Origin of the sequence: Pseudomonas sp. AFG_SD02_1510_Pfu_092, assembly GCF_003331055.1 — a bacterium.
In the GTDB taxonomy this organism is placed as follows: domain Bacteria; phylum Pseudomonadota; class Gammaproteobacteria; order Pseudomonadales; family Pseudomonadaceae; genus Aquipseudomonas.
This window is the reverse complement of record NZ_PUQD01000029.1, coordinates 26,953-39,715: the sequence shown is the minus strand read 5'-3', so window position 1 is coordinate 39,715 and position 12,763 is coordinate 26,953. Positions and strand designations below refer to the sequence as shown.

The window sequence follows — 12,763 nt, the reverse complement described above, 5'->3', positions numbered from 1 at the left end:
GGCTCCTGTGGGAGCGGGTTTACCCGCGAAGAGGCCAGAGCAGGTAACAATGCATTCAGGCCGGTGCACCGTCCTTGATCAGGTGCGCCGCCAACGTCCGCAACGGCCCCAACTGCCGGCAGATCAATGCCAACTGCGTCTGCACCAGACGCTGATGCTCATCCAGCTCTTCGGGCATCTGCTCCAGGGCATTGGCCAGCGCCTCTTCGGCATCACTGTGAATCGCCACCGGTAACCGCGCGGCAAGGCCGTTGGCAATCTCGTCCAGGCTGTTGGCCAGGCTTTGCCCGGCACCGTCGATCAACTGCTCCTGTACTTCCGCCGGCAATGCCGTGTCGCGGTGCGCGCCCAGCCCCGAGAGGTAGCTGAGCAACGTGTGCGAGAGCACCAGGAAGCGGAAGCCGACGTCGGCCTCTTTGCGAAAATGCCCCGGCTCCATCAGCATGTTGGCCAAGGTGGTGGACAGCGCGGCGTCAGCATTGTGGGCGTTGCGCCGGGCCAGGCGGTAGGCCAGGTCGTCGCGCTTGCCGTGGGCATACTGTTGCATGATTTGCCGCAGGTACACGCTGGCGCAGGTGAGGGTATTGGCCAGTGCCTTGTTCAGGCGCCGCCCCTGCCAGTCGGGGAGGAACAGGAACACCGCAAGAATGGCGATCAGGCTGCCGACCAGGGTATCGAACAACCGTGGCAGGAACAGGCCATAGCCATCGCCGATCTGGTTGAAGCAGAACAGCACCATCAGCGTGATCGCGGCCGTGGCCAAGGTGTAGCGGGTGGTACGGTTGACGAAGAACACCACCCCGGCGACCACGGCGAACAGCGACTGGATGACCGGGTTGGGGAACAGGTCGAACAACGCCCAGCCCACCGTCAGGCCGACGGCGGTGCCGATGATACGCTGGACCAGCTTGCGCCGGGTTGCACCGTAGTTGGGCTGGCACACGAACAGCGTGGTCAGGATTATCCAGTAGCCTTGGGTCGGGTGGATCAGGTGCACCATGCCATAGCCGATCGATAACGCCAGCGGCAGGCGCAGGGCATGGCGGAACAGCAGCGAAGTCGGTGTCAGCTGGGTGCGCAGGCGGGTCCACACATCCTTCAGCGAGCGCGGCGAGCGGTCGAGCAGGCTGCTGTCGCTGGCATCGGCGAGGCTGTCCGGGTTGCTGGCAGCGCTGAGCAGGCGGTCCAGCGTCGCCAGGTTGACCGCCAGTGCCCGCAGCGAACGCAGCAGGCTGCGCCAGGCTGGGTTGTTCTGCGTGCGCAAGTGTTCCAGCGAGGCGTTGAGGTCCTCGAGGGCTTCGGGGTAACCGCTGGCCAGCACGAACGGCTGGCGCAGGCGGATCGAGCGGGCCAGTTCCTGGCAGGACGAACCCTGTTTGCGCAGCAGGCGCTGGCAGCGGAACATCACGTCGCTGTGGAAAAAAGCCTCGGTCAGCGCGTTGTAGGGGTAGTGCGAAGCACTGACCCGCTCATGGATGTCCTGGGCCAGGAAGTACAGCTTGAGGTAACGGCTGACCTTGGAGTTGGGCTGGCTGTTGCCCACCCGGTGCAGGATGATTTCCTTGGCCGCGTTGAGTGCCGCCACCACCTTGCCGTTCTGCTGGGCCAGTTCCAGGCGCCGGGCTTCGACGTCGAGGGTGCGCACGGGTTCGAACAGGCTGGCCTTGAGCTTGAGGTAGCTGCCCAGCTCGAAGAACAGCCTGGCCAGGCTCTGCTGCACGGGCTGGTTGGAAAACAGCGCTTGCCACAGCACCGACAGCAGCCCGTACCAGGCCGCCCCCGCCACCAGCAGCAGTGGCTCATGCCAGAAATCGGTGACCTGGCCGCCGCGCTGGTCCACACCGATCATGGTGTACACCGAGGTAATCAGCGTCGCCGAGGCGATGGCCCCATAGCGTTCGCCGAGGGCACCGAGCATGGTCAGGCCGAAGGCGGCCACGGCCAGGGCAACGACGAAGATCCACGGGTAGGGGAACAGCAGCTCGACCGCCAGCGCGGCGATGGCAAAACACACCAGGGTAACGGCCAGGGCGCTGAGACGGCCCTGCCAGCTGTCGTCGGTTTCGGCCAGGGCGCTGGCGATGATGCCGAGGAACAGCGGAATCAGCAGGGCCATCTCGTTCTGGTACCAGCACAGGGCCAGGCTGCCGGTGAGGGCGATGGTGACCCGGATGCTGTAGCTGAACTTGTCTTGGCCCCACAGGCGACGCAGTGACTGACGGAACGAGCTCGATGACATGATGGCCTGCTAGGCAGTGAGCGAGGAATGCATTGCAGCACGGGCCAGCAAGAAGCGTTCCGTGCTGCTGAATGGATTCTACTCTACACGAACTGCGCTGCGGCGTTGGCCGAGGCCCAGGCCCACTGGAAATTGAACCCGCCCAGGTGGCCGGTTACATCCAGCACTTCACCGATGAAGTACAAGCCGGGGCTCTTCAGCGACTCCATGGTCTTGGACGACACCTCACGGGTGTCCACGCCGCCCAGGGTCACCTCGGCGGTGCGGTAGCCTTCGGTGCCGGCCGGCACGACCTGCCAGTTCGCCAGCTTGTCGGCGATCTGTGCCAGTTCCGCCGGGGTGTACTGCTTCATCGGCCTGGACTCGAACCACTGCTCGGCCAGCAGGTTGGCCAGCTTGCGCGTGAACACCTCGCCCAGCACCGTCTTCAACTCGGCGTTGGCGCGTTCGGCCTGCATCTGTTGCAGCCAGGTGAGTGCATCGCGGTCGGGCAGCAGGTTGATCTCGACGGTATCCCCGGCTTCCCAGAACGAGGAAATCTGCAGGATCGCCGGGCCGCTCAGGCCACGGTGAGTGAACAGCAGGTTTTCCCGGAAGCTGGTGCCGTTGCAGCTGGCGGTACAGTCCAGCGAGGTGCCGGAAAGCTCGGTGCACAGTGCCTTGAGTTGGGGCTCGGTGATGGTGAACGGCACCAGCCCGGCGCGGGTCGGCAGCAAGGTGTGGCCGAACTGGCGGGCCACCTGGTAGCCGAAACCGGTCGCGCCCAGGGTCGGGATCGACAGGCCACCGGTGGCGATCACCAGCGACTGGCAGGCGAGCTGGCCGCCGCTGGTCTGCAGCAGGTAGCCGCTTTCGGTCTTCTCGATGTGCTCGATGCTGGTGTGCATGCGGATTTCGGCGCCAGCCTCGTCGCACTCTGCCAGCAGCATGTCGAGGATGTCGCTGGCCTTGTTGTCGCAGAACAGCTGGCCGAGCTTCTTCTCGTGGTAGGCCACGCCGTGCTTGCACACCAGTTCGATGAAGTCCCACTGGGTGTAGCGGGCCAGTGCGGACTTGCAGAAGTGCGCGTTGTGCGAAAGGAAATTGCCTGGCTCGGTGTACATGTTGGTGAAGTTGCAGCGCCCGCCGCCGGACATGAGGATCTTCTTGCCCGGTTTGTTGGCGTGGTCGAGCACCAGTACCCGGCGGCCACGGCGGGCGCTGAGCTGGGCGCACATCAGGCCGGCAGCGCCGGCGCCGAGGATGATCACATCTGTGGAGTGCACGGTGTTACCTCATGGATGGCAGGGGCCGCTGTGCGGCCCATCGCCGGCAAGCCAGCTCCCACAGGGATTGCACCCGGCCCGGAGCCTGTGATGATCCTGTGGGAGCTGGCTCACAGGTGCTGCACAAGGTCTGAGGCCTGTGGAGATCCTGTGGGAGCTGGCTTGCCGGCGATGGGCTGCAAAGCAGCCCCAAAATAGGTCAGACAATACGGACTTTCAGGGAGCGGCCCTTGATCTTGCCGCTGTTCAAGCGCTGCATGGCCTGCTTGGCCAGCGCCCGTTCCACGGCCACGAACGCCTGGAAGTCGAAGATCGCGATCTTGCCCACCTGTTTGCCCGGGATCCCGGCATCACCGGTCAGCGCCCCGAGGATGTCGCCCGGGCGCAGCTTGTCCTTGCGCCCGGCAGCGATGCACAGGGTGCTCATCACCGGCAGCAGCGGCTCGCCGCCCTTGTTTTTCAAACTGTCCAGCTGGTCCCAGCGCAGCGGGCTCTTCTGCAGTTGTTCGATGGCCTGGGCGCGGTGGCCTTCGGCTGGCGCCACCAGGCTGATCGCAATGCCTTTTTCGCCGGCACGGCCCGTGCGGCCGACACGGTGCACATGAATTTCCGCATCACGCGCCAGCTCGACGTTGATGACCATGTCCAGGCCATCGATGTCCAGGCCGCGCGCGGCCACGTCGGTGGCTACCAGCACCGAGCTGCTGCGGTTGGCGAACATGGTCAGCACCTGGTCGCGGTCGCGCTGTTCCAGGTCGCCGTGCAGGGCTTGGGCGACGATGCCCTTGGCGGTCAGGTGGGCGACCACATCCTCGCACTGCTGCTTGGTGAAGCAGAACGCCACGCAGGACTGCGGGCGGTAGTGGCCGAGGACGCGCGTGACGGCCTCCAGGCGCTGCTGCGGGTCGATCTCGATGAAGCGCTGCTCGATCTGGTTGTCGGTGTGCAGGCTCTCGACCTTGACCTGCTGCGGGTTGCGCATGAAGTCGGCGGCCAGTTGCTTGATGCCGGCCGGGTAGGTGGCCGAGAACAGCAGGGTCTGGCGGCGCGACGGGGTCTTGCCGATGATGCTGGCGATGGCGTCGAAGAACCCCATGTCGAGCATGCGGTCGGCTTCGTCCAGCACCAGGGTGTTCAGGCCATCGAGCACCAGGGTGCCCTTGTCCAGGTGCTGCTGGATGCGCCCCGGGGTGCCGACGATGATGTGCGCGCCATGCTCCAGCGAAGCGATCTGCGGGCCCAGCGAAACGCCGCCGCACAGGGTCAGGATCTTGATGTTGTCCTCGGCGCGGGCCAGCCGGCGCAGCTCCTTGGCCACCTGGTCGGCGAGCTCACGGGTGGGGCACAGTACCAGTGCCTGGCAGCCGAAGTAGCGCGGGTTGATCGGGTTGAGCAGGCCGATGCCGAAGGCGGCGGTCTTGCCGCTGCCGGTCTTGGCCTGGGCGATCAGGTCCTGGCCCTTGAGAATGACCGGCAGGCTCTGGGCCTGGATCGGCGTCATCGAGGCATAGCCGAGGGCGTCCAGGTTGGCCAGCATGGCAGTGGACAGCGGCAAGGTGGCAAAGGCGGTGGATTCGGTGGTCACGAGGCGGGCCTGCGGTGCGAAGCGAAAAATGCCGCACAGTCTACCAGCCTCGTGGCCATTCGCCCTACGACTCCATGTGTTGTTCCGGACGACGGGCACGCCTTCCGTCCGTCGGCGCCAGTTGCAGGAAGATCGCCGCGGCCAGCATGGCCATCACACCGATGGTGACGAAGGTCAGCTGGAACGCCCCCAGGGTGGTTTCCACGCCTTCGGCGCTGCCTGCTGCGGTAAAGCCGCCGAGCAATGCGCCGGCACAGGCCACACCGAGGCTGAGCGCCAGCTGCGCGACTACCGACAGCAGGCTGTTGCCGCTGCTGGCGCTGGCGTCGTCGAGGTCGATCAGGGTTACCGTGTTCATCGCCGTGAACTGCATGGAATTCACCGCGCCGAGCAGGCCGAGTTGCACCAGCAGCAGCCAATAGGGCGTCTGCTCGTCCACCAGCCCCAGGCTGGCCAGCAGCGCCCCCAGCAGCAGGGTGTTGCCGGTGAGGATGATGCGGTAGCCGAGACGTTCGATCAGTGGCCGGGCGATGGACTTGGCCAGCATCGCCGCTGCCGCCAGCGGGATCATGCTCATGCCGGCCTGGGCTGGCGAGTAGCCCAGCGCCACCTGCAGTAACAGCGGCACCAGGAACGGCAGGGCGCCACTGCCCAGGCGGGCAAACAGGTTGCCGAGAATGCCGATGGCGAAGGTGCGCACGCGGAACAGGCTGGGCGAGAACAGCGGCTCCGGGTCGCGCCCGGCGCGCAGCCAGTAGGCCGCCAGGCAGGCCATGCCGGCGAACAGCAGCAACATCACCCGCAAGTGCGGCAGGTGCAGTTCGCCCAGGCCTTCCATGGCAATGGTGATCAGCACCATCGCTGCACCGAACAGCAGAAACCCAGGGCCGTCGAACGTGGTGCGCTCGGCGCCGCGCAGGTCGGGGATGAACTTCCACACCGCGTAGCAGCCGATCAGGCCGACCGGCAGGTTGAGCAGGAAGATCCAGTGCCAGCTGAGAATTTCCACCAGCCAGCCGCCGACGGTCGGGCCCAGCAGCGGGCCGAGCAGGCCGGGAATGGTGATGAAACTCATGATCCGCACCAGTTCGGTACGCGGATAGGCACGCAGCACCACCAGCCGCCCGACCGGCAGCATCAGCGCCCCGCCCAGGCCCTGCACGACGCGGGCGAAGATCAGGAAGCCAAGGCTGTTGGCCGCGGCGCACAGCAGCGAGCCGAAGCTGAACAGCAAGATGGCGCTGAAGAAGATGCGCTTGGTGCCGAAACGGTCGGCGATCCAGCCCGAGGCGGGGATCAGCAGGGCCACGGTGAGCATGTAGGCGATGATCACGCCCTGCATGCGCAGCGGGTCTTCGGCCAGCGAGCGGGCCATGGCCGGCAGCGCGGTGTTGAGAATGGTGCCGTCCAGGGACTGCATGAAGAAGGCGATGGCCACCACCCAGGGGATCCAGCGGGCGGTGACGGGGTCCAGCGGGGTGCGTTCGGGCATGACTTCCTCGTTTGTCTGTACCGGCCTCTTCGCGGGCGCGCCCGCTCCCACAAGCGTTACGCGTTCCCTGTGGGAGCGGGCATGCCCGCGAAGAGCCCGGCAATGCCAATTACAATGTCAGGGTCAGGCCTTTGACCAGTGCCCCCGGCAAATGACTCGACCCGGTACTGCGCTGTCCATAGGTGCTGGTCGACAGGATCATCTCGCGCTCGCGGGTCAGGTCCTCCAGTTGGCTGCCGAGCAGGCTGTACAGGCTGTCATCGAAACGCATGGTGCGCACCGGCCCCTGAATTTGCCCATCCTCCACCCAGAAGGTGGCGAAGCGGGTCAGCCCGGTCATGCGCGCTGCGGGCAGGTCGGAGTAGTTCAGGTACCACAGGTTGCTGATGTACAGCCCGGTGTCGAGCCGCTCGAGGATCTGCCCGCTGGCCAGGCCGCCGGGCGCCAGGCTGAGCGCACATGGCGTTTCGTGGCTGTCGGCACCGTTGGCCAGCAACGCGAACTCGGCCGCACTGCGCGCGCTGATCAGCCGTTGCCGGGCCTCGCCTTGCTGGATCAACGGCACATCCAGGCGCGGTGAACCTTCATCGGAGAACGCCGGGCTCAACGAGCCGCTGACCTGCTCGGTAAAGCTGACCAACGGGCTCAGCCGTGCATCGCCGTTGTACAAGCGCTGCAAGGCGCTGTTGCCGGTGGCCAGGGCCTGCGCGGAAAACCCGCCCCAGCACAGCATGCCGGCGATCTCGTCCATGGCCGCCGGGGCCAGGTAGGCGCGGTAGCTGCCGGGCTTCAGCGTGACTGCCGGGCGGCCGAGAAAGCCCAGCTGTTGCCGCGCCTGGCGCAGGCGCGCGGTGAAGTCGTCGGCGCACCAGCGCTGCCCGGCGTAGTTGGCCTTCACCGCCTCGCCGTTTTCATGGAACAGGCTCCAGTCGAAGTTGAAGCTGTTGGCCTGGTGCCAACCGAAGGCCCCGAACGAGCTGGCGAAGCCCCGGCAGATGGGGCCGGCGGCGTAGATGCCGACCAGGTCGAGGTCGCCCGCTTCGTGGTCGAGCAGGGCCAGTACTTCGGCCAGTTCGGGCAGCGGCTGGTCCTGCTGGCTGTGGCTGTGCCAGGCGCTGTCGTCCAGGCGCAGGTAAGGGTCGACGGCCAGCAGTGGCAAGGTCTGGCGCAGTTGCTCCAGGGCGGCGATCAGGCGCTGGCGATCCGTCTGCGGGTCACCGCTCAAGGTCACCTGTTGTTCTGCCTGACGGCCATCGTGGATCAGCCGCAGTTGCGCGCTGGCCTGGCTCACCTCGCCAGCCTGGCGCACCTTGGCGTGGTTGAACCGCACGAAGCGGGACTGTTCGGCGCTGTAACCGAGGGTGAACTGTTCGCCCGCCTGCAGCGCTTTGTGCACATCGCCGACTAAGGTTTCGAAAGCGTTTTTCATCAGGCGTCTCCCCCGAATACGTCGATCTGGCGGAATACGCAGGCCGGCGAGGCGTGGCCGACCCGCACCACCTGGTTGGGTTCGCCCTTGCCGCAGTTGGGCGTACCCAGCACCTGGAAGGTACTTCGGTCGCCGACCGCTGCCAGGTTGCGCCAGAATTGCGCGGAGATGCCGCGGTAGTTGGGGTTCTTGACGATGCCCGTGAGCTGGCCGTTTTCGATCAGCTGGCCCCATTCGCAGCCGAACTGGAACTTGTTGCGCGCATCGTCGATGGACCAGGAGCGGTTGGTGCGCATCAGGATGCCGTGTTCGATACCCCCGACCAGTTGCTCGAGGGGTTGGTGGCCCGGTTCGATATTGAGGTTGGCCATGCGGTCGATCGGTGCGCGGTTCCAGCCGCAGGCGCGGCTGTTGGCGACGCCGTCGAGGCCGGAGCGGAACTGCGACAGGGCACCACCCAGCGGGCGCAGCAGCAGGCCGTCGCGGATCAGGAACTGCTTGCTGGCCGCGGTGCCGTCATCATCGAAGCTGTAGCTGGCCAGCTCTTCGCCAATGGTCGGGTCGAAGGTCACGTTGAGCAGCGCGGAGCCGTACTGCAGGTGGCCGAAGTCGCTGGCTTTGACGAAGCTGGTGCCGGCATAGTTGCGCTCGTCGCCGAGAATGCGGTCCATCTCCAGCGGGTGGCCTATGGATTCGTGGATCTGCAGCATCATCTGGTCCGGCATCAACAGCAGGTCGCGCGGGCCGCTGGGGGTGTTCGGTGCCAGCAGCAGCTGCAGCGCCTCATCGGCGATGCGGCTGGCGGCGCCGACCAGGCCGCAGCGCTCGATGATCTCGAAACCGCCCTGCTGGCCGAAATTGTCGCGGCCCAGGCTGCGGCTCTGGCTGTCCTGGCCGTCGCTGGCCGTCACCCCCACGCCGGGGAACAGGAAACGCTGGGCGTGGCGCAGCTCGGCGCCGGCCGAGTTCAGGTAGGTCTGCTCGACCAGGCTCAGGCCCAGGCTGGCCTGCCAGTCCACCAGGCGGCTGTCCCTGGGCACGCTGGCCGATTCGGCAGCGAGCAGGCCGAGACAGTCGGCGAGGCTGGGCAGCGGCTGGTCGAAGTTGGGTGAAATGTGGTCGTGGCGTGCGCTGGTCACGGCCTGCGCGCGCAGGTCCAGCAGGCTGTGCCGGGCGATCTGCCGGGCCAAGGCTTCGGCGTGCTCCAGGGCGCGCTGCAGGCCGGCCTGGGACAGGTCGGCGGTGGCTGCATAGGCTTCCACGCCATTGACCCGCACGGTGAGCATGGCGCCTTCGTCCTGGCTGAACAGCGGTGGTTCGGCAACGTTGCGGCGCACCGACAGCGCCTGCTGCGACTGCTTCACATGGCGCAGGGAAAACAACTCGGCCGTACTGCGCAGCGCAGCGAAGCGCTGGCGCAGCAGGGCGCTGGAATCAAACATTCGCAAGCCTCCGTGTACACGGTGGCTCCCCCTAGAACCACCCGTCTTGCATGGCGAGGCAGGTGTCGTCGCGGGCCTCGAGCAATGCCAGCTCATTATGGCAGCCCGGTACTTCCCAGGTCAGGAAATAACGCGCGGCCTGCAGCTTGCCGAGGTAGAAGTCGCGGTCGGCGGGGTTGTCTTTCAACAGCCCAAGTTCTGCATGGATGGCTTGTTCCAGCCAACGCCAACCGATCACGCAATGGCCGAAGGCCTTGAGGTACAGGGCCGAGTTGGCCAGGGCGCCGGCGACTTTGCCCTGGGCCATGTCACCGAGCAGGGCCAGGGTTACCGCTTGCAGGCGATTGACCAGCTGTTCCAGTGGCTGGCGCAGGGGGTCGAGGTTCGGGTGATGGCTGGCACGCTCGCCGGTGGCGGCGATCAGGCGGATCAGCTGCTTGAGGCCGGCACCGTTGTTCTGTGCCAGCTTGCGCCCCAGCAGGTCGAGCGACTGGATGCCCTCGGTGCCCTCGTGGATCGGGTTCAGGCGGTTGTCGCGGTAGTACTGTTCCACCGGGTATTCGCGGGTGTAGCCATGGCCACCGAGAATCTGGATCGCCAGTTCGTTGGCCTCGAGGCAGAACGCCGAGGGCCAGGACTTGACGATCGGGGTCAGCAGGTCGAGCAGCGCCTGCGCCTGGTTGCAGGCGTTTTCATCGGCGGCAGTCTGGGTATCGTCGAACAGGCGCGCGGCATACAGGCCGAGGTCGAAGGCGCCTTCGACATAGGCTTTCTGTGTCAGCAGCATGCGTTTCACATCGCTGTGTTCGATGATCGGCACTGCGGGGCTGTGCGGGTCCTTGTTGTCCGCCAGCCGGCCCTGCGGGCGCTGGCGGGCGTATTCCAGCGAATACAGGTAGCCGGCGTAGCCGAGCATCACCGCGCCCATGCCGACGCCGATGCGCGCCTCGTTCATCATCTGGAACATGCACGCCAGGCCCTGGTGTGGCTGGCCGACCAGGTAGCCGACGCACTGGCCGTTGTCGCCGAAGTTCAGCGCCGTGGAGGTGGTGCCGCGCCAGCCCATCTTGTGAAACAGCCCGGCCAGCAGCACATCGTTGCGCGGGCCCCGGCTGCCGTCCGGGTTGACGTGGTACTTGGGCACGATGAACAGCGAGATGCCTTTCACCCCGGGCGGGGCATCCGGCAGTTTGGCCAGGACCATGTGCACGATGTTCTCCGACAGCTCGTGATCGCCGCCGGAAATGAAGATCTTGTTGCCCTTGAGCCGGTAGCTGCCGTCACCGGCAGGTTCGGCACGGGTGCGGATATCGGCCAGTGACGAGCCGGCATGCGGTTCGGTCAGGGCCATGGTGCCGAAATAGCGGCCCTCGATCATCGGCTGCAGGAACAGGCGCTTCTGTTCTTCGCTGCCGAAGCTTTCGATCAGGTTGGCCGCGCCCATGGTCAGGAACGGGTAGGCCGTGGTGCCGGCGTTGGCGGCCTGAAAGTGTGCGAAGCAGGCTTGCGAAACCAGGCTGGGCAGCTGCATGCCGCCAGCTTCGAAGTCGCGGTTGGCATTGAGGAAGCCGGCTTCGAGGAAGGCATCGACGGCGGGTTTCACCTCGGGGATCAGCTCGGCGCGGCCGTCCACGTAGCGCGGCTCATTTTCGTCGGCCTTACGGTTGTGCGGGGCGAAGAACCGTTCGGCGATGGTGCGCGCGGTGGTCAGGGCGGCGTCGAAGGTTTCGCGGCTGTGCTCGGCGAAGCGCGGGCGCTGGGTCAGGGCTTCGGCGTCGAGCACTTCGTAGAGTTCGAAGGCGAGGTTGCGGGGGCTGAGCAGGGTCTCGGGCATGGTCGCGGTCCTGAGGCGGGGTGCTGCGAGTGTAGGGGGACGGGCTGGGTGGGGGGAGGTTAATAGGTTTGGGTGATGTGGGTTTAGAAGCCGGGATGCCTGTGCGGCCCCTTTCGCGGGTGAACCCGCAGGTAGTGTGTTGATGCCGGAAGCTGCACAGTACCGGTAGGAGGGGCACCGGCGAGAAGGGCCGAACAGGCGCAGAAAAACCATAGACGTTTCCCACAAGCCAGAGCGGCTTTGGACTATCGCGGACCAAGTCGCATTTGGCTTTGAATGTGCTCTTTGGTTTCACAAGGAGACGTTTCAGATGAGTGATGTCCACGGTAACGACTTGACAGATGCCCAGGGCGATCAGGTGCCCTTCTTCGTAGTTTCGCCTATGAAGTTTGCCGTAATGAGCTTTTTCACCATGGGCTTCTACTGGCTGTATTGCTTCTATCAAAGCTGGAAGCTATATGGAGCGAGAACAGGCGAGAAGGTCAGCCCGTTCTGGCGAAGCGTTTTCGCTATGTTCTTCATCTATCCATTATTGAGAAGGGTGGATGACCATATTCGCGACTCTGGTAGAAGCTATCCATGGTCGATCCTGGTACTCACGCTCGGCTATTACGGTATGGGCGTTGTGTGGGTGGTTGCCAGCATTGTTCTGGAGAACCACCCGTGGGAGGCTTATTTTGTGGGGCTGGTGTCTCATGCTGCTTGGCTGATCGTTCTGGTACCCATGCAGAAAGGCACCAACTTTAGCGCGGGTGACAAAGAAGGGGCGGCCAACAGCCGTTTCACGCTGGGCAATTGGCTATGGATGTTACTGGGCGTCTCGCTTACAACAGCACAGTTGTTTGCTTTGATCGCACTTTCCTCCATGGCTTGAGCGGACTCCGCTGCTGCGTGTAGAAGCGGCCCTAGGTTTCAGCTGCACAGCTAAAATGTCGGGGCCGCGTTGCGGCCGTTGGCTTGGGCTGATACTGCTTTCGGAGGGTGGCAAAACTGGTGTCTCTCGTGGCTTTGGCGAAGGCGCCGATAAAACTGGGACTCTCCTAGCCTTTAATGGCGGCTGTGTATGGGATGCATCTGGCGATGTTGCTGCAGCCCAAGTCGCCGGCTTCGATCTTGATGATGACCTCTATGCATGAACTTGAGACGCTGCGGGCCTTGTTGGAGGCGGCCCTGGTCCAGGTGCAGATGCCTGGAGAACCAAGGACTTTGCTTTAGGCATTAATCATGTGTTGTCTGGGCTGGCCTCTTCGCGGGCATGCCCGCTCCCACGGGATCGTCACAGGCTTCAAGACTTGCACGGTATTTGTGGGAGTGGGCGAGCCCGAGAAAGGATCGGCCCAGCCAGTCGAGAACTATCAGGGGATTGAGCAATGGCCACAGAAGACACCCAATTCACCAGTGCGATGGCCAAGGCGCTGGTGGATGATGCTGAGTTGGGGATGAAGGAGTGAGGGCCAGGCTTCAGATGGGGTGAAGG

8 protein-coding genes are annotated in these 12,763 nt (G+C 64.9%); 1 reads left to right on the top strand and 7 read right to left on the bottom strand.

Features of this window, described 5'->3' with window-relative positions; all coding sequences use genetic code 11:
* Positions 1-55 precede the first annotated feature (55 nt).
* The 7 genes from yccS to C6A77_RS14130 form a co-directional block, all read right to left on the bottom strand.
* Entirely contained in the window at positions 56-2,239 is a 2,184-nt protein-coding gene (gene yccS, locus C6A77_RS14160; RefSeq protein ID WP_114170026.1) for a YccS family putative transporter, read from the bottom strand.
* Between the two features lie 83 nt (positions 2,240-2,322).
* A complete protein-coding gene (locus C6A77_RS14155) occupies positions 2,323-3,504 on the bottom strand; it encodes an NAD(P)/FAD-dependent oxidoreductase (protein WP_114170025.1) in 1,182 nt (393 codons plus the stop codon).
* Positions 3,505-3,703: 199 nt separating this feature from the next.
* Positions 3,704-5,041: an ATP-dependent RNA helicase DbpA gene (dbpA, locus tag C6A77_RS14150; RefSeq protein WP_241507424.1), complete on the bottom strand. Its 1,338-nt coding sequence runs from the start codon at positions 5,039-5,041 to the stop codon at positions 3,704-3,706.
* A gap of 112 nt (positions 5,042-5,153) precedes the next feature.
* On the bottom strand, positions 5,154-6,581 hold the full coding sequence (gene mdtD / locus C6A77_RS14145) for a multidrug transporter subunit MdtD (RefSeq protein WP_114170023.1): 1,428 nt from the start codon (positions 6,579-6,581) through the stop codon (positions 5,154-5,156).
* Positions 6,582-6,690: 109 nt separating this feature from the next.
* Positions 6,691-8,010: a TldD/PmbA family protein gene (locus C6A77_RS14140; RefSeq protein WP_114170022.1), complete on the bottom strand. Its 1,320-nt coding sequence runs from the start codon at positions 8,008-8,010 to the stop codon at positions 6,691-6,693.
* Complete coding sequence (locus C6A77_RS14135) at positions 8,010-9,452, bottom strand: TldD/PmbA family protein (protein WP_114170021.1); 1,443 nt, start codon at positions 9,450-9,452, stop codon at positions 8,010-8,012. Before C6A77_RS14135 ends, C6A77_RS14140 begins: the two co-directional genes overlap by 1 nt.
* Before the next feature lie 31 nt (positions 9,453-9,483).
* Entirely contained in the window at positions 9,484-11,286 is a 1,803-nt protein-coding gene (locus tag C6A77_RS14130) for an acyl-CoA dehydrogenase (RefSeq protein ID WP_114170020.1), read from the bottom strand.
* 310 nt (positions 11,287-11,596) lie between these two features.
* Between C6A77_RS14130 and C6A77_RS14125 the strand changes: the two genes are divergently transcribed.
* A complete protein-coding gene (locus C6A77_RS14125) occupies positions 11,597-12,160 on the top strand; it encodes a hypothetical protein (RefSeq protein ID WP_114170019.1) in 564 nt (187 codons plus the stop codon).
* Positions 12,161-12,763: the final 603 nt, after the last annotated feature.